The 16,295-nt window shown below is 65.5% G+C and carries 19 protein-coding genes; 3 read left to right on the plus strand and 16 right to left on the minus strand.

All coding sequences use genetic code 11. The features are described from left to right. Positions 1-16 precede the first annotated feature (16 nt). From ACWA1Q_RS11315 to groES, 3 genes are all read right to left on the minus strand, one after another. Positions 17-1,297: an ABC transporter substrate-binding protein gene (locus ACWA1Q_RS11315; RefSeq protein WP_463757455.1), complete on the minus strand. Its 1,281-nt coding sequence runs from the start codon at positions 1,295-1,297 to the stop codon at positions 17-19. 150 nt (positions 1,298-1,447) lie between these two features. Beyond that, positions 1,448-2,446, minus strand: coding sequence for an EamA family transporter RarD (gene rarD / locus ACWA1Q_RS11320; RefSeq protein WP_463757456.1), 999 nt, complete (start codon positions 2,444-2,446; stop codon positions 1,448-1,450). A 97-nt stretch (positions 2,447-2,543) separates the two neighbouring features. Next, the gene (gene groES / locus ACWA1Q_RS11325) at positions 2,544-2,840 is read right to left on the minus strand and encodes a co-chaperone GroES (protein WP_121672470.1); all 297 of its coding nucleotides are present in this window, start codon (positions 2,838-2,840) and stop codon (positions 2,544-2,546) included. A gap of 144 nt (positions 2,841-2,984) precedes the next feature. Here groES and ACWA1Q_RS11330 point away from each other — a divergent pair, with 144 nt between their 5' ends. Together ACWA1Q_RS11330 and ACWA1Q_RS11335 are read left to right on the plus strand one after the other, a co-directional pair. After that, positions 2,985-4,172 (plus strand): class I SAM-dependent methyltransferase, encoded by a 1,188-nt coding sequence (locus ACWA1Q_RS11330; RefSeq protein WP_463757458.1) that lies wholly within the window; start codon positions 2,985-2,987, stop codon positions 4,170-4,172. 123 nt (positions 4,173-4,295) lie between these two features. Beyond that, positions 4,296-4,769, plus strand: a complete 474-nt coding sequence (locus tag ACWA1Q_RS11335) for an SRPBCC family protein (RefSeq protein WP_463757459.1) — start codon at positions 4,296-4,298, stop codon at positions 4,767-4,769. Positions 4,770-4,784: 15 nt separating this feature from the next. On the opposite strand, the gene ACWA1Q_RS11340 is transcribed toward ACWA1Q_RS11335, so the two are convergent. From ACWA1Q_RS11340 to glmS, 10 genes are all read right to left on the minus strand, one after another. Next, on the minus strand, positions 4,785-5,600 hold the full coding sequence (locus ACWA1Q_RS11340) for a nitroreductase family protein (RefSeq protein ID WP_463757461.1): 816 nt from the start codon (positions 5,598-5,600) through the stop codon (positions 4,785-4,787). A 3-nt stretch (positions 5,601-5,603) separates the two neighbouring features. After that, complete coding sequence (locus tag ACWA1Q_RS11345; protein WP_463757462.1) at positions 5,604-5,933, minus strand: hypothetical protein; 330 nt, start codon at positions 5,931-5,933, stop codon at positions 5,604-5,606. A gap of 13 nt (positions 5,934-5,946) precedes the next feature. After that, entirely contained in the window at positions 5,947-6,633 is a 687-nt protein-coding gene (locus ACWA1Q_RS11350) for a DUF4190 domain-containing protein (RefSeq protein ID WP_463757463.1), read from the minus strand. Positions 6,634-6,807: 174 nt separating this feature from the next. Then, a complete protein-coding gene (tsaD, locus tag ACWA1Q_RS11355) occupies positions 6,808-7,875 on the minus strand; it encodes a tRNA (adenosine(37)-N6)-threonylcarbamoyltransferase complex transferase subunit TsaD (protein WP_463757465.1) in 1,068 nt (355 codons plus the stop codon). After that, positions 7,872-8,360, minus strand: coding sequence for a ribosomal protein S18-alanine N-acetyltransferase (rimI, locus tag ACWA1Q_RS11360; protein WP_463757466.1), 489 nt, complete (start codon positions 8,358-8,360; stop codon positions 7,872-7,874). Before rimI ends, tsaD begins: the two co-directional genes overlap by 4 nt. Beyond that, positions 8,357-8,974 (minus strand): tRNA (adenosine(37)-N6)-threonylcarbamoyltransferase complex dimerization subunit type 1 TsaB, encoded by a 618-nt coding sequence (gene tsaB / locus ACWA1Q_RS11365; protein WP_463757468.1) that lies wholly within the window; start codon positions 8,972-8,974, stop codon positions 8,357-8,359. The genes rimI and tsaB overlap by 4 nt, the downstream gene beginning before the upstream one ends. Before the next feature lie 26 nt (positions 8,975-9,000). Continuing rightward, positions 9,001-9,444 (minus strand): tRNA (adenosine(37)-N6)-threonylcarbamoyltransferase complex ATPase subunit type 1 TsaE, encoded by a 444-nt coding sequence (tsaE, locus tag ACWA1Q_RS11370; RefSeq protein WP_463760853.1) that lies wholly within the window; start codon positions 9,442-9,444, stop codon positions 9,001-9,003. 41 nt (positions 9,445-9,485) lie between these two features. Further along, positions 9,486-10,592: an alanine racemase gene (gene alr, locus ACWA1Q_RS11375; RefSeq protein WP_463757469.1), complete on the minus strand. Its 1,107-nt coding sequence runs from the start codon at positions 10,590-10,592 to the stop codon at positions 9,486-9,488. Beyond that, positions 10,589-10,978, minus strand: a complete 390-nt coding sequence (locus ACWA1Q_RS11380) for a holo-ACP synthase (protein WP_463757470.1) — start codon at positions 10,976-10,978, stop codon at positions 10,589-10,591. Before ACWA1Q_RS11380 ends, alr begins: the two co-directional genes overlap by 4 nt. Before the next feature lie 31 nt (positions 10,979-11,009). Beyond that, positions 11,010-12,860: a glutamine--fructose-6-phosphate transaminase (isomerizing) gene (gene glmS, locus ACWA1Q_RS11385; protein ID WP_463757472.1), complete on the minus strand. Its 1,851-nt coding sequence runs from the start codon at positions 12,858-12,860 to the stop codon at positions 11,010-11,012. A 35-nt stretch (positions 12,861-12,895) separates the two neighbouring features. Between glmS and coaA the strand changes: the two genes are divergently transcribed. Further along, entirely contained in the window at positions 12,896-13,852 is a 957-nt protein-coding gene (gene coaA, locus ACWA1Q_RS11390; RefSeq protein ID WP_463757473.1) for a type I pantothenate kinase, read from the plus strand. A 61-nt stretch (positions 13,853-13,913) separates the two neighbouring features. Here coaA and glmM read toward each other — a convergent pair whose 3' ends face one another. Genes glmM through rplM form a run of 3 tightly spaced genes read right to left on the minus strand, consistent with a single transcriptional unit; the run spans position 13,914 to position 16,263 of the window. Next, positions 13,914-15,275, minus strand: a complete 1,362-nt coding sequence (gene glmM / locus ACWA1Q_RS11395; protein WP_463757475.1) for a phosphoglucosamine mutase — start codon at positions 15,273-15,275, stop codon at positions 13,914-13,916. Positions 15,276-15,302: 27 nt separating this feature from the next. Continuing rightward, complete coding sequence (gene rpsI, locus ACWA1Q_RS11400) at positions 15,303-15,788, minus strand: 30S ribosomal protein S9 (protein ID WP_121672456.1); 486 nt, start codon at positions 15,786-15,788, stop codon at positions 15,303-15,305. A 28-nt stretch (positions 15,789-15,816) separates the two neighbouring features. Beyond that, positions 15,817-16,263: a 50S ribosomal protein L13 gene (gene rplM, locus ACWA1Q_RS11405; protein WP_297362743.1), complete on the minus strand. Its 447-nt coding sequence runs from the start codon at positions 16,261-16,263 to the stop codon at positions 15,817-15,819. Positions 16,264-16,295 lie beyond the last annotated feature (32 nt).

The raw sequence follows: 16,295 nt of genomic DNA on the forward strand, positions 1-16,295 counted from the left end.
GTGTTCTGCGAATGGACTAGTTGATCCGCTCGTAGGTGTTGTCTTCCTGGTACTGGTGGATGCCGATGGTCGCTTCGGTGGGGTCACCGTTCTCATCGAACGTGACCGGTCCCGAGTAGCCGTCGAAGTCGATCGCGGTGCCTTCGTTGATCAGCTTGGCGCAGTCTTCGAAGGTCTCACACTTCTCACCCTCCTCGTCTCCACCGCCTGAAACGCTCTGCAGTTCTGCGGCGATGTCAGCACCTTCGACGGAGCCCGCCTGGAGTGCGGCCAGCGCCAGAAGCACGACGGCGTCGTACGACTCAGCGGCGTAGCTGTAGTCACTCAGCTCGTCGTTTCCTTCGTCCTGCCAGAACGACTGAAGACGGTCGGTAAAGTCTCCGAGTTCGTCGGTGTCGAGGCCGGGAAGGGTTCCCTTTGCACCGGTCAGGGTGCCTGCCGGGAAGTCCTTCGAGTAGTCGGCAAGGTTGCCGTCGACGAAGTACATCTTTTCGGCGGGGTAGCCAGACAGACCAGGAACGATCGTCTTGGTCTCCTCGAATGCGATCAGGGCGATCGCGTCGGGGTTGGCTGCCTTGAGCGAGCTGATCTGCGCGTCGAACGTTGTGTCACCAGCGTTATACGACACCTCTTCGACCACTTCACCGCCGGCGTTCTCGAACGCTTCCTTGGTGAAGTTGGTGAGACCGGTTCCGTAGGAGTCGTTGAGGTACAGGATTCCGAGGGTTTCGTTACCGTCTTCGGCGATCAGGTTGCCGAGAACCTCGCCCTGGAGCACATCACTGGGGGCTGTTCGCCAGAACAGGTTGTTGTCATCCCAGGTGGTGAAGTCAGCCGAGGTGTTCGCCGGCGAGAACTGGATGACTCCTGCTCCCGTCACCTCGTCGATGACGAGCTTGGTCACACCACTGGACGCAGCGCCGACGATGGCGGAGACGCCTTCACCGAGCAGCTTGGGAACAGTGGTGGCGAATGCCTTGTTGTCGGGGTCGCCTGAGTCGCCATAGGTGACGTCGATCTCGATGCCAAGGCCTGCGTCGTTGACTTCCTTGACGGCGAGGCCGACGCCTGCCTCTTCTGGCGGGCCCAGGAAGGCCAGCTGGCCTGTCTGTGGCAGGAGCGTCCCGATCTTCATGGTCAGGTCGCCTTCCGGCCTTTCATTGTCCCCGCCTTCGCCTCCGCCGGGGCTTGAGCATCCTGTGAGAACCAGCGCGCTGGCTCCGAGGAATGCCAGCCCGGTGAGGGTGGCTGTGCGGGTGCGTGAGCGGGAGGCCGTAGCCCGGGTGAAAACGCCCATGTTGCTCCTTGCTGTGTGTCGTATCCGATCGACAGGCTCTGTACTGTCGTTGTGCCAACCTATTCGAGCAATCGTCAGGGAACAATACATCGGCATTACATCCGTGTAACGAGGGACGCAATCGTTACAGTTCGTGATGATTCGCTGCGGTCAGCGCGCCGTAGAAGCCGTTTTCTTGCGTCGTGCGGCCGACCGCCGCGCCGTCATCGCCATATCGGTCGTGAGGATGATGAGTGCGAGCCAGACGAGGCTGAAGCCTACCCACCGTTCGGGGGGCATTTCTTCGCGCAGCACGAGCACCCCGACGAGGAACTGGATCACGGGCGCGAAGAACTGGATGAATCCCATCCAGACGAGAGGGAGACGCCTCGACGCTGCGGCGAAGAAGAGGAGCGGGACGGCGGTGATCACACCGGTCCCGGCGAGGAGGGCGGTGTGCATCGGGCTCACCGTGCCGATTGTCAGTCCCGTCGTCAGTCCGACGACGATCAACTGGACAATGGCGACGGGCATCAGCCAGGCGGTCTCCAGGGTGAGCCCGGAGACGGCATCCACCCGCGGCCCGACCCGTTTCTTGATGTAACCGTAGAAGCCGAATGAGAACGCGAGAACGAGAGCGATCCAGGGCACGCCGCTGCCGGCGAACGTGAGGACGAGAACGGCGACGATACTGATCCCCACGGAGATCCACTGGATGAGACGCAGCTTCTCCCGAAGGAAGAACACGCCCAGGAACACGGTGACGATGGGATTGATGAAGTAGCCGAGCGCCGCTTCGACGACGTGGCCGGTGAGCACACCATAGATATAGGTCTGCCAGTTGACGAAGATCAGCGCTCCGGCGAGCGCCAGCGTCAGGCTGATTCTGGGCGTGAAAAGCAGGGTGAGGAACGGCTTCCACGCGCGCGTGCACGTGAGCAGCAGCGCGCAGAAGAGGAGGGAGAAAACCACCCGGGCGGCGACCAGCTCGAACGGCCCCGTCGGTGCGACGAGCAGGAAGTACAGCGGCAGGGTTCCCCAGAGCACGTAGGCGGTGACAGCGGAGGCGAGGCCGGACCGGTTGAGCCGATCCGACGACTCAGCACCTGCCGTCGCGAGGACACCGCCCGTCACGACACCGGTGTCTGCTGGGTCGGAAGCTGTTGGCACCCCTTGATGCTAGTCCCGTCTTCCGACGGTGCCGTTAACACACGATATCCCGGACGGTTTTCACCATCCGGGATATCGGTTCGAGTGCTTTGCGGTGTTAGCGAACCACCACGGCGAGCACGTCGCGAGCCGAGAGAACCAGGTAGTCCTGGCCGTCGAACTTCACTTCGGTTCCGCCGTACTTGGAGTAGATGACCTTGTCGCCGACGGCGACGTCGAGCGGAACGCGGTTGCCGTTGTCGTCGATGCGGCCGGGGCCTACTGCTTCGACGACGCCCTCCTGGGGCTTCTCCTTAGCGGTGTCAGGGATGACAAGACCGGAAGCAGTTGTCTGCTCCGCATCGACCTGCTTGATGACGATGCGATCTTCGAGCGGCTTGATGGAGACCGACACGGTTGACCTCTTTCTGAAACTAAGACTTGAGTTAGCACCCTCACATCGAGAGTGCTAACGCCAGTCTAGGGATCCGTTGGCACTCTCGCAACGTGAGTGCCAACGCCGCGAAGTTCCGGCGCTTTCGCTTGGTAGGTTTGCGGGATGGAGAGAGCCGAACTTGTCGAATTACTGACGCCGGAGGGACTGAGGCTCGTCGATGAGGTCGCCGAAACGGATGCCGGGAGCGATGTCGTCGCGACCGTGTCACGACTGCGCGCGGCCGGCCACTCCCCCACACTCGTCGCAACCGCCCTGACACAGGGGCGCCTGCGCCTCAAGGCACGAGCGAAGTTCGGCGACTTCGCCGCTCGCATGCTCTTCACCGAGGCGGGACTCGAACAGGCCACGCGCCTCCGGGTCGCCGCCCTGCACGCCGGGCGGTTCCAGTCGGCCGGAGTGTCCCGGGTCGCGGACCTCGGCTGCGGTATCGGTGGGGATGCCATGGCGTTCGCCGCGCTCGGACTCGACGTGACCGCCGTCGACGTCGACGAGGTCACAGCAACGGTCGCCAGCTACAACCTGGCACCGTTCGAGTCGGCGCGGGTGGAGCACGCCTCAGCGGGGAACGTGGATCTGGACCGGTTTGACGGTCTGTACTTCGACCCGGCGAGGCGCACGGCGGGCCACAAGAACACGGCGCGATTGACCGACCCTTCGGATTACACTCCGTCGCTCGACTTCGTCTTCGCCTCGGCGGCGACACGTCCTACCGGGGTGAAGCTCGGGCCTGGTTTCGATCGGTCCCTGATCACGGATGAGGCGGAAGCGCAGTGGGTCAGTGTCGACGGCCAGGTGGTGGAGCTGGGTCTGTGGTTCGGCGCTGTCGCTCGCGATGGCATCCGTCGTTCCGCCCTCGTCCTCGACGCCGACGGGACTCATGAGCTGCACGCCGCCGCTGACAGCGACGACGTCGACACGGTCGAGCTCGGCGACTACCTCTGGGAGCCGGACGGCGCGGTCATCCGTGCCCGTCTCATCGGTGATGTCGCGCGGGCGCTCGGTGCCGGAATGCTCAGCGACGGGATCGCGTACCTCACCGGCAACGACACCGGCTCCAGCCCGTTCGCAACCCGATTCCGGGTGATCGAGCGCTTCTCGCTCGACGAACGCACTCTCAAGAAGGAGTTGCGTGCGCGCGGCATCGGAACCCTCGAGGTGAAGAAGCGCGGGGCAGACATCGACCCCGCGGCGTTCCGCACCCGGATGAGTCTCAAGGGCCCCAACAGCGCGACGCTCTTCCTCACCCGTGTTGCCGGGAGGCATGCTGCGCTGCTGTGTGAACGCAGCTGAGCACCTCACAGCACATCCGATTTCGCGTGGCACGTCGGGGCATGGCGTCGCAACCCCTCGACATCTCTCTCGGGCGCGTGATGTCCTGAGAACTCACCACACGAACAGAGAGAAGGATGCCCCATGGCAACTGTCAACTCCGATATCGACGTCTCAGCTCCCATCTCCAGCGTCTACAACCAGTGGACCCAGTTCGAATCCTTCCCGCAGTTCCTTGGCGGAGTGGATGAGGTCGTCCAGAAGTCTGACACCCAGACGCACTGGAAGGTCTCGATCGCCGGGGTCACCCGTGAGTTCGACGCTGAGATCACCGAGCAGATTCCGGACGAGCGGATCGCCTGGAACAGCACGAGCGGCGAAGATCACGCCGGCGTTGTCACTTTCCACCGCTTGAGCGACTCCGAAACACGGATCTCCCTGCGGATGGACTGGACACCACAGGGCGTGGTCGAGTCTGCCGGCGCGCTGCTTCAGGTCGACGACATGCAGATCAAGAAGGACCTCAAAAAGTTCAAGGAACTGATCGAATCGAACGGCTTTGAGACCGGCGCATGGCGCGGATCGGTCGACCGCTCACCGGACGCAACCGGACGCTAGAGCTCTCGCAACGCCTCAGACCGGGTTCCCCGTTTCGACGGAGGTATCCCACCCGGTCTGGGGCGTTTCGCATGTGCCGCGGAAGACGTATTGCGACGGCAACTTGCGTTCGTGGCTCGACCAGTCGATCGCTGGGCGGCGCTGCTCCGGCGGCAGGTAACCGAGCCGGTACACGGCCATGAGCTCGAGACTGTCCGGTACCTGCAGGAGGCTTTCGATCTTCGCCCAGTTGCCGGGGACCTCCATCGGGAACGACACGAACTGGATGCCCATGCCCAGTTCCACGGTCGCGAGCCAGACGTTCTCCATTGCGGCACCCATGCTGAACACCGAGTAGAACGATGAGAGCTCCCCCGGCCGGTATTCGGACCGGTCGAGCATCACGCCGAGGAGCAGAGGCGACCCGGCGACAAGCTTGCGGTTCTCCTCACCGAGCTTCTGCGGAACGCGCATCGTGTTCATGAGTTTCTGCCCGCGCGCGGTGAAGACCTGGCTCGTGAACGGCCGCAGGGCCGCGGGGAGCTTGTCGAACAGCATCCCGTCGCGCCGGGTCGCCATCTCTTCGGCGCTGAACCGGAAGTACGGTTTGTAGCGCTCGAAGAAGGTGCCGTTCGACATCGCCTCCGTCATGCTCTCGCCGCTGATCGCTGCGATCTTCTCGATCGTGTCCTTTTCTTCGACGATCACGAACCGCCACGGCTGGCTGTTGAGCTGGGACGGTGCGCGACCGGCCAGTTCCATCAGGAGTCGCTGGTGTTCCTCCCGCACGGGATCGGGCAGGAACGGGCCGTTCGTGGTCTTGCGGCGGCGGACGACGTCGAGAAAATCCATCGGTTATCTCCAGGCTTTGATGAGGCTCGCCACGAAGAACGGCGCTGCGGACAGCGCTGTGACGATGTGCCTGCGTGAGTGTGAGCTGATAGCGGGAATGAGGACGAGCGGCACGGCGGCGGGGAGCAGCAGGAGGCCAGCGCGATTGCGGCTCCAGAACAGGGAGCTCGCTGCGATGCCCGCGAGGCTGGCCGTGGAGATATAGAGGGCGTGGTGCACCCAGCGCGCGCGACCGGTTCTCAGGGTGCCGGTGGCGACCGCCGCGCCGAGGGCGCAATTGGCGACATAACTCGTCGTCGCTGCGGTGAAGAGGACGGCAGGGTTCACGCTCACGTGCGGCTCCTTGCTACGACGACGTCAGGGCGAGCCAGGTGATGATGCTGTACGCCAGCCACCCCGCCGACAACACGAGACCGACGATCCCGGTGACGATGGCGGCGAGCGCCATGCCCCTGGCGTGGGATTCCTTCGAACGAGCAATGAACCCGAGCACGATCGCGACGATCGACAGCGGCAGGGTCCAGCCGAAGATGATGCCGCCGAGCACGCCGATGCTGCCGAGAACGACTCCCGTGGTGGCCAGGCGGGATGCCGGTCGGGCCGGCTTGGAAGCCGGAACCGGGGCCGCGGATGAGTAGGGCTGGTGCTGGGTTCCGGTCGGTGTGCCGGCACCCGGGTACGCGGGCTGCCCGTACGGCGAGCCCTGGTGCTGCTGACCGTACTGCGGCTGGGCTGGCTGCTGTCCGTACGGAAGCGGTGTGGCAGGGGTGGCCGGTGCGACCGGTGAGCCCTGCGGCCCAAAGCCCGGCGAGCTGGGCGGCGCGAATTCCGTGTGCCTCTGCGGAGCGGACGGCGCCTGCGGCGCGTGTCGCCCGGCTGGCGCCTGGGCGTACGGATTCGGTGGCGGCGTCTGGCTACGGTACGGCGGAGGAGATGCCGGAGGCATCTGCTGCGGTTCGGCTGCGGGAGGAGTCGCCTGGGGCGGAAGCGGTGGGCGCTCCGGCAGATCCTCGGGGCGCTGGGGGTCTGTCACGAAGGTTCTCCTGTCGCCGAAGCACGCGGGCGGTGGAACCCTCCGACAGCGTCAGCGGGCATCCAGAGTGACACCCTATCGCGGGAATTCGAGTGAATCCGCATGCGCGCCGCATCCGGTATATTGCCCGGTTGGCTCTGGCTGGTTTCCGGCCACGGAGAACGGCGAGTGTTCTCAGCGCACCTGGATTTCGGTGACCGGCAGCGTGGAATCGGCCGGGAAGTCGAGGGTCGACGGGGCGTGGCCCGCCATGATCAGCTGGGCGCCGAGTTCAGCGATCATCGCGCCGTTGTCCGTGCACAGCGACAGCGGCGGAATACGCAACGCCACTCCGGCTGCAGCGGCCCGTTCGGCGGCAAGCTCACGCACGCGGGAGTTGGCGACCACGCCACCGCCGAGGAGAAGGCGCGGCACCCCGTGGTCAGCACACGCCGCTATCGCTTTGGTGAGGAGCACGTCGGCGACCGCTTCGCGGAAGCTCGCCGCGACATCCGCAACCGGTACCTCGTTGCCGAGGTCCTGCTGTTTCTCGACCCACCGCGCGACCGAGGTCTTGAGCCCGGAGAACGAGAAGTCGTAGCGGTGCTTCGCCATGTCCTTGGGGTGGGTCAGCCCGCGGGGGAACCGGATCGCCGTCGGGTCGCCGAGCGCGGCGAGCCGGTCGATCTCGGGACCGCCGGGGTACGGGAGACCGAGCAGTCGTGCGACCTTGTCGAAGGCCTCCCCCGCCGCGTCGTCGATGGTCTCGCCCAGGAGTTCAACGTCGCTGACGAGGTCGCGGACGAGAAGCAGCGACGTGTGTCCGCCCGAGACGAGGAGGGCGATGGTCGGGTACTCGAACGGTGTGCCGGACTCGTCGAGAATGTCAGCGCCGACATGGCCGACGAGGTGGTTCACGGCATAGATCGGCTTGTCGAGAGCCACGGCGAGCGCTTTGGCCGCTCCGACACCGACCATGAGCGCACCGGACAGGCCGGGGCCGGATGTCACGGCGACGGCGTCGAGGTCATCGAGCGTGATTCCCGCCTCGGCGACGGCCGCGGTGAGCGCGGGCACGAGCGCCTCGAGGTGAGCACGTGCGGCGACCTCGGGCACGACGCCGCCGTATCTGGCGTGTTCGTCCATCGACGATGCGATGGTGTTGCTGAGCAGGGATCGTCCACGGACGATGCCGATCCCGGTCTCATCACACGACGTCTCGATACCGAGGACGAGCGGTGCCTCGCGATTCAGCCCGCTCATGGAGCGCCGACCACTGTTGACGGGCGGGCGAGGACGAGTTTCATCACGATGGCATCCACGTCGTCTGGTTGGTAGTAGCCGGGGCGCACGCCGATACCGACGAAGCCGAGGGAGTCGTAGAGCGCCTGCGCTGCGGTGTTGTCAGCCCGCACCTCAAGGAACACCTCGCGCGCACCCGCCTCCCTGGCCGTCCGGATCAGCGCGTGCATGAGCACGCGACCGAGTCCCATCCGGCGCGCCTCGGCGGCAACCGCGATCGTCTGGACGTCGGCTTCGGTTGCGCCAGGCAAAAGCATCAGCCCGGCGTAGCCCTGGATGATCTCCGGAGCGCCGAGCGGCGTCGCGACAACGTACGACGTGTTCTTCGATTCCAGTTCGTCGCGCAACATCGACTCGGACCAGGCATCCGTCGCGAAGACGCTGCGCTCGATCCGGAGGATCTGGGGAAGGTCGGCGACGACGGCGCGGCGCAACTGCCAGGTCATGACGTCACCCGCTTGCGCGACGACATACTGACATCCGGTGACCGCAGATACAGCGGTTCGTCCGCCGCGAAGTCTTTCCCGGCCGCCCAGGTCAGTTCGGCGAGCATTCCGAGAGCTCCCGCTGACACGGCTGCGGCCTCGAGCCGAGTGCCGGCAGACGCCGGTACATCCTCGGGCTTTGCCAGCCCGGGGCCGCCGACGCGGACCGGAAGACCCGCAGCGGACAGGCCGGTGTACGCCGACCAGTACAGCTCTTTGCGCCTCGCGTCGGTCTCGACGAGAAGGTTGCCGTTGTTGCCCGCCGAGTACCAGGCGAAGGCCACGGCATCGTGGCTGACGAGAGGCACGACGGGTTTGCCGGCGCCGAACGCGAATGCGCGCGCAGCGGCGATGCCGATCCTCAACCCGGTGAACGGTCCGGGGCCCATGCCGCACGCGATCGCGGAGAGTTCCGCGGGTGCGACACCTGCCTCGCGGAGGGTGTCGCGCAGAAGCGCCCCGACGACCTCGGCGTGGCTCATGGTGTCATCGATCGCCTGTTCGGCGAGGATGCCGCCGTCCCGGTCGACCACGGCGACGGAGGTGCCGGTGGAGGAATCTATGGCGAGAAGCACGCAGTCAAGCCTACGCGCTCAGGCAGTCAGACGGTGCCGGGCGTCGCCCGGGTGATGCGGATGCGACGGGGCTCGTCCCCGGCATCCGCCGCGTCTGCGTCCAGTTCGCTTTCGGACGCGCCGGTCGGCCGCTCGATTTCGACATTGACCCATCCCGGGGCGATCGCGTCGACAAGCCCCCTGCCCCACTCGACAATGACGACGCTCCTGGCGAAATCGATGTCGAGATCGTCGAGTTCGATGGCCTCGCTCAGCCGGTACGCGTCGACGTGCACAAGTGGTGGCCCCCCGACGAGGTTCGGGTGTGTGCGGGCGAGCACAAAGGTGGGGCTCGTCACTGGTCCGCGAACGCCCAGCCCCTCTCCGATACCTCGGGTCAGCGTGGTCTTGCCTGCCCCAAGCGGGCCGCTGAGCACGAGCAGGTCTCCCGCCTGGAGCGACGCGCCGAGCCGGACTCCCAGTTCGTGCATGTCGTCCGACGTGTCGACCGTCGCTTCGAACGGCAACTCGATCACGGGACGTACCGCCTCGCGACGCGTGCACCGATCCGGGTGACGATCTCGTAGTTGATCGTGTTGGCGGCCTCGGCCCACTCGGTCGCACTTGGCACACCAGAGGTGGGATCACCGAAAAGAATCACATCGTCTCCGACGGCGACGACAAGGTCTCCGATATCGACGACGAATTGGTCCATGGCAATGCGGCCAGCGACCCGAAACCGGGAACCGGCGATCGAGACCTGCCCGGCGCCCGAGGCCTGGCGCGGAACGCCGTCTGCGTATCCGAGCGGAACGAGAGCGAGCGTCGATTCACCGGTCGTTCGGTAGGTGTAGCTGTACGAGACGCCGCTGCCAGCGGGAACCCGGCGCACAGCCGCGATCCTGCCCCTCAGCGTCATCACAGGCACGAGCCCGAGATCTGCCGAGCTGCGATTGTCGAACGGCGAGAGGCCGTACATGCCGATGCCGATGCGCACGGTGTTGAATCGTGACTCAGGCAGGTCGATCGCCGCCGCCGTCGCCGCGAGGTGAACGAGTTCGGGCGCCAGTCCCGCTTTTTCGGCGAGGTCCAGCCCGCGGCGGAAAACAGCGACGGCGGCCAGGTCGTCGTCGACGGACGCGTTCGAGAGGTGCGAGAAAATGCCCCGAATCGTGAGCGTCCCCTCCTCTTCGAGACGGCGGGCGTGATCAAAAACGTCAGTCCAGTCGGCTTCGGCGATGCCGTTTCTGCTGAGACCGGTGTCGAGTTTGAGGTGCACAGCCGCACGGGACGTTCCGGCGCCGCGGGCGATCGCATCGAGCTGGGCGGCCGATGAGGCGCCGAGGTCGATCCCCGCGTCCACCGCTGCCGCGAAGTTCGCTCCCTCCTCGTGCAGCCAGCAGAGCACGGGCGCGTCGATACCGGCGGAGCGCAGCGCCAGCGCCTCGGGAATGTCGGCGGTCCCGAGCCAGTCAGCTCCGCCGGCGAGCGCGGCGCGGGCCACGGGCACGGCACCGTGGCCGTATGCGTCGGCCTTGACCACCGCGACGAGGTGCGGCGTACCGATTCGAGCGCGCAGGGTGCGGATGTTCGCGGTCACCGCCCCGAGGTCGACGACCGCCTCACGGAACGCCGTCATGCGGCATCCGTCGTGGTCTCAACCAGCAGTGGTTCTGCACGCTCGGCGAGGACGAAAGCGATCGCTGCCCCGGCGTCGTGGCTCATCGAGAGGTGCAGCGAGGTGATGCCGCGAGCGGCGACCACCTCCGCCGTCTCACCGGACAGCTCGAACCGCGGGTCGCCCTGCGAGTCGTTGGTCACGATGATTTCGAGCCAGTGCACGCCATCCGAACTCCCGAGGGCCTTGATGAGCGCTTCTTTCGCCGCGAAGCGGCCGGCAAGGGAGCGAAGAGGCTTATCCTGTTCGCTGGGAGCGAACAGACGATCGCGCAACCGGGGCGTCCGGTCGACAGCGCGTTCAAATCGCGCCAGATCAACCAGGTCGACTCCGATGCCGACGATCACGCTGTTCCTCTCTCCCCCGCCGGGAGTCCTGCTACTCGACGGTGACGGACTTGGCCAGGTTGCGGGGCTGGTCGACGTCGAGACCCTTCGCGCTCGCCAGCTCCATCGCAAAGATCTGCAGCGGGATGACGGCGAGGAGCGGCTCGAACAGCGGCGCGGCCAGCGGGATGCGGAGCACCACGTCGGTGAACGGCAGAACCGACGCGTCGCCCTCTTCGGCGATCGCGATGACCTTCGCGCCGCGGGCACGGATCTCCTGGATGTTGGAGACGACCTTCGAGTGAATGGTCGCGGAGGCACGCGGGCTCGGAACGACGACGAAGACCGGCTGGCCTGGTTCGATCAACGCGATCGGGCCGTGCTTGAGCTCACCGGCGGCGAAGCCCTCAGCGTGGATGTACGCGAGTTCCTTGAGCTTGAGCGCACCCTCGAGGGCGATCGGGAAGCCGACGTGGCGACCGAGGAACAGCACGGCACGGGAGTCGCTCATCCATCGGGCAAGCTGCACGACGACATCCTGCTCACCGAGGATGGTGCGGATCTTCTCCGGGATGGCGAGGAGTTCGGCGGACTGCTCCGCGAGCATCTCGCTCGACTGGGCACCGCGAACGCGAGCGAGGTGCAGCGCGAACAGGTACAGCGCGGTGATCTGGGCGACGAACGCCTTGGTGGATGCGACGGCGACCTCTGGCCCGGCGTGGGTATAGACGACGGCGTCCGATTCACGCGGGATGGTCGCACCCTGCGTGTTGCAGATCGACAGCGTCTTGGCGCCGGCGTCGCTTGCGTACTTGACCGCCATGAGTGTGTCCATGGTCTCACCGGACTGGCTGATGGAGACGACGAGGGTCTGCGGCGTGATGACGGGTTCGCGGTAGCGGAACTCGTGGCTGAGCTCGACGTCGACCGGGATGCCGGCCCACTTCTCGAGGGCGTACTTGCCGACCTGGCCAGCGTAGGACGCCGTTCCGCATGCGACGACGACGATCCGGTTGATATCGGCGAACAGCTCGTCAAGACCGTTGAGCTCGGGGATGACGACCCGGCCCTCTTCGTCGATGCGGCCGCGCAGGGTGTTGGCGACGGCATCCGGCTCTTCGTCGATTTCCTTGGCCATGAAGCTCGACCAGCCGCCCTTTTCGGCAGCCGAGGCATCCCACTGGATCTCGAACGGCTCGACCTCGACGGCCTCACCGAAGAAGTCCGTCACAGAGACGGCGTCCGGGGTGATCGAGACGATCTGGTCCTGGCCGATGGCGAGGGCACTCTGGGTGTATTCAACGAACGCGGCGACGTCGGACGCGAGGAAGTTCTCGCCGTCGCCGAGGCCGATGACGAGCGGCGAGTTGCGGCGCGCTCCGACGACGAGGCCGGGCTCTTCTTCGTGCACAGCGAGGAGCGTGAAGGCTCCCTCGAGCTGGGCGACGACGTGCTGGAACGCCTCGCGGAGGTTCTTGGTCTTGCGGTATTCACGGCCGAGGAGCACCGCGGCAACCTCGGAGTCGGTCTCGCTGATGAACGTGTAGCCGTCGGCGACAAGTTCCTTCTTGAGCGGAGCGAAGTTCTCGATGATGCCGTTGTGGATCAGTGCGAGCTTGCCGTCATCACCGAGGTGAGGGTGGGCGTTCTGGTCGGTCGGGGCACCGTGGGTGGCCCAGCGGGTGTGTCCGATCCCGGTGTGGCTGACTTCCATGGCGCTGCCCTTGACGTCTCCGGCGAGGACGGCAAGCTTTCCAGCGCGCTTCCGGGTACGGATTGCACCCGTCTCGTCGATAACGGCGACGCCGGCGGAGTCATACCCGCGATACTCCAGACGGCCGAGACCGCTGAGAAGAACATTAATACTGTCGTTGCTGCCAACGTAACCGACGATTCCACACATGGGCTCAACGATAGCGGCAATAGACTGGGAACCTTATGTCGGACCCCTCCCACGGCTCAACCGCGACCGCCCAGCCCACCCCGTTCGTGGAAATCGACCGTTCTGACTGGTCAAGACTCGCCCCCACCGCCGAATCCCCGCTCACAGACGCCGAGGTATTCCAGCTGCGTGGCCTGGGTGACCGCCTGGACCTGCGGGAGGTTGAAGAGGTCTATCTGCCCCTCAGCCGCCTGCTGAGCCTCTACGTGGCCAACGCAAAGAAGCTGCACGAGTCGACGAGCGCATTTCTCGGTGAAAAGACGGAGCGCACGCCATTCGTCATCGGCGTCGCCGGCTCCGTTGCCGTCGGCAAGTCGACGGTGGCCAGACTCCTCCGCGAGCTCATGTCGCGCTGGCCGGACACCCCGCGGGTCGAGCTGATCACCACGGACGGGTTCCTCTACCCGAATGCTGAACTCAAGCGCCGAGGGATCATGGATCGCAAGGGGTTCCCCGAGTCCTATGACCGTCGCGCCCTGCTCCGGTTCGTCAGCGCCGTCAAAAGCGGTGCGCACGAGGTCCGGGCGCCGTTTTACTCCCACCTGAAGTACGACATCGTGCCGGACGCCCAGGTCGTCGTCCGCCGGCCGGATGTGCTCATCGTCGAGGGGCTCAACGTGCTGCAGCCCGCCGGGAACGGAAACCGCCTCACGGTGAGTGACCTCTTCGATTTCAGCGTCTACGTCGACGCCCGGTCCTCCGACATCGCCGCCTGGTACGAGGAACGGTTCATGGCGCTTCAGCGTGGAGCGTTCACCAACCCCAACTCGTTCTTCAACGTGTATGCGTCACTCACCGAGGATGAGGCCCGAGCGAAGGCGCGGTTCTACTGGCGTGAGGTCAACGAACCGAACCTGCTCGAGAACATCCGTCCCACCCGCGCACGAGCCAAGCTCGTGCTCCGGAAGGCGTCAGACCACACGGTGAGCCAGGTTCTTCTCCGGAAGGTCTGAGCCAGCGAAAAAGCCCCGGTCTCTCGTTCGAGCGATCGGGGCTTTTTCGTAACCTGGAATGTCAGACGGCGAGACGCTCCCGCACGACATCCGCCAGAGCATGAGCGAGGCGGTCAGCGGTCGGCTGATCAGCCGCTTCGACCATCACGCGGACCAGCTGTTCGGTGCCACTGGGCCGCAGCAGGACCCGGCCGGTCTCACCGAGTTCCTCCTGCGCCGACAGCACGGCTGCGGCGAGGACCTCATCGGTGTGGATGCCGTTGCGGTCGACGTCCTTGACGTTGACCAGGATCTGCGGGTACACATCCATCACCGCAGCCAGCTCAGCGGCGGTCTTTCCGGTACGCGCCATCTCGCTGACGAGGTGGAGACCGGTCAGGATGCCGTCTCCCGTCGTCGCGAATTCACTCATGATCACATGGCCGGACTGCTCGCCACCGAGGGCGTAGCCGTTCTCATTCATGGCTTCGAGAACGTACCGGTCACCAACCTTGGTTTTCACCACGGCGATGCCGTGCTCTTCCATCGCGATGGTCAGACCGAGGTTGCTCATCACCGTGGCGACGAGGGTGTTGTCCGTGAGGTGGCCGCGTTCCTTCATCGAGACGGCGAGGATCGCCATGATCTGGTCACCGTTGATGACGGTGCCATTGGCGTCGACAGCAAGGCAGCGGTCAGCGTCGCCGTCGTGCGCGATACCGATGTCGGCACCGTGCTCGATGACGGCTTTCGCCAGCAGATCGAGGTGGGTCGATCCGACGCCATCGTTGATGTTCATGCCGTCGGGGTCGTTCCCGATGATGGTGAGCGTCGCACCGGCGTCGCGGAACACCTCGGGCGAGACGCCCGCTGCGGCACCGTGGGCGCAGTCGAGGACGACATGGATGCCGTCGAGGCGATGCGGGAGGCTGCCGAGAAGATGCACGACGTAGCGGTCCTCAGCATCCGCGAACCGGCGGATGCGGCCGACGCCTGGCCCGGTGGGCGCGAGGTTCGGCTCGGTGAGGTAGTGCTCGATCCGCGCCTCGACGTCGTCCGGCAGTTTGCGACCGCCACGGGCGAAGATCTTGATGCCGTTGTCGGGCGCAGGGTTGTGGCTCGCCGAGATCATGACACCGAAGTCGGCGTCGATGTCGGCGATGAGGAAGGCCGCGGCGGGAGTCGGGATGACTCCGGCGTCGAGAACGTCCACTCCGCTGGAAGCGAGGCCGGCGGCAACAGCGGCGGCGAGGAAGTCGCCGGAGACACGGGGGTCGCGGGCGAGAACGGCGACGGGACGTTTCCCGGCGGCGCGGCGGGCCTCAGCACTACGGCCTTGCCCAAGCACCACTGCGGTGGCTTGGGCAAGGCCGAGAGCGAGGTCTGCCGTCAGGTCGACGTTCGCGAGACCGCGAACACCGTCAGTACCAAACAGGCGAGACATGACAAGCAGTCCAGGACCGAGGCGCGATTAGCGCTTCGAGAACTGAGGTGCCTTACGTGCCTTCTTGAGTCCGGCCTTCTTGCGCTCCTTGACGCGAGCGTCACGGGAGAGGAAGCCGGCTGCCTTCAGCGTTGCGCGGTTGTTCTCTTCGTCGATCTGGTTGAGCGCACGCGCGATACCGAGACGAAGGGCTCCGGCCTGGCCGGAGGGGCCGCCGCCGGAGATACGTGCGATGACGTCGTATCCACCTGCGAGGTCGAGAACCGTGAACGGGTCGTTGATGAGCTGCTGGTGCAGCTTGTTCGGGAAGTAGTCGGCGAGCTCACGGCCGTTGACCGTGATGGTGCCCGAGCCGGGGACGAGGCGCACGCGGGCGATGGCCTGCTTGCGACGGCCGACGGCTGCTCCGGGAACGCTGAGTGCCGGGCGAGCTGCCTTGGGAGCTGCTTCGTTGGGCGTCTCGGTGGAGAAGCTCTCCGGGGCCGATGCGATGGAATCTGAAATATTCGCCACTGTAGGAATCCTTATGTCTCTTCGGCGCTTACTGGGCGACCTGGTCGAGGGTGTACGTCTTGGGCTGCTGAGCGGCGTGCGGGTGCTCGGAACCGGTGTAGACCTTCAGCTTGCGCAGCTGCGCAGCGCCGAGGGAGTTCTTGGGGAGCATGCCGCGAACGGCCTTCTCCACCGCACGACCCGGGTTCTTCTCGAGCAGTTCGGCGTAAGTCACAGCCTTGATGCCGCCCGGGTAACCCGAGTGACGGTAGGCCTTCTTCTGGAGGAGCTTCTGGCCGGTGAGGGCAACCTTGTCGGCGTTGATGATGATGACGAAGTCACCGGTGTCCATGTGGTTCGCAAAAGTTGCCTTGTGCTTTCCACGGAGGAGGATGGCGACGTGGCTGGCCAGGCGGCCGAGCACGATGTCGGTGGCGTCGATGATGAACCAGTCCCGCTGGATCTCAGATGCCTTGGGGGTATAAGTGCGCGTCACAGTAGTGCTGCTTTCTTGTCGTAAGTTGGTTG

The sequence above is a fragment of the Mycetocola sp. TRD_SC_2 genome (assembly GCF_055361225.1).

What these genes read in the sequence shown, in the direction of transcription:
- tsaD (WP_463757465.1), bottom strand. Translation starts at nt 7,875, where the DNA reads ATGAGCGGGCTGAATCGCGAGGCACCGCTCGTCCTCGGTATCGAGACG.
- ACWA1Q_RS11340 (WP_463757461.1), bottom strand. Translation starts at nt 5,600, where the DNA reads ATGGATTTTCTCGACGTCGTCCGCCGCCGCAAGACCACGAACGGCCCG.
- ACWA1Q_RS11315 (WP_463757455.1), bottom strand. Translation starts at nt 1,297, where the DNA reads ATGGGCGTTTTCACCCGGGCTACGGCCTCCCGCTCACGCACCCGCACA.
- coaA (WP_463757473.1), top strand. Translation starts at nt 12,896, where the DNA reads ATGTCGGACCCCTCCCACGGCTCAACCGCGACCGCCCAGCCCACCCCG.
- tsaE (WP_463760853.1), bottom strand. Translation starts at nt 9,444, where the DNA reads ATGCACGAACTGGGAGTCCGGCTCGGCGCGTCGCTCCAGGCGGGAGAC.
- rimI (WP_463757466.1), bottom strand. Translation starts at nt 8,360, where the DNA reads ATGACCTGGCAGTTGCGCCGCGCCGTCGTCGCCGACCTTCCCCAGATC.
- alr (WP_463757469.1), bottom strand. Translation starts at nt 10,592, where the DNA reads ATGACGGCGTTCCGTGAGGCGGTCGTCGACCTCGGGGCGGTGACCGCG.
- glmM (WP_463757475.1), bottom strand. Translation starts at nt 15,275, where the DNA reads ATGTCTCGCCTGTTTGGTACTGACGGTGTTCGCGGTCTCGCGAACGTC.
- glmS (WP_463757472.1), bottom strand. Translation starts at nt 12,860, where the DNA reads ATGTGTGGAATCGTCGGTTACGTTGGCAGCAACGACAGTATTAATGTT.
- ACWA1Q_RS11335 (WP_463757459.1), top strand. Translation starts at nt 4,296, where the DNA reads ATGGCAACTGTCAACTCCGATATCGACGTCTCAGCTCCCATCTCCAGC.
- ACWA1Q_RS11330 (WP_463757458.1), top strand. Translation starts at nt 2,985, where the DNA reads ATGGAGAGAGCCGAACTTGTCGAATTACTGACGCCGGAGGGACTGAGG.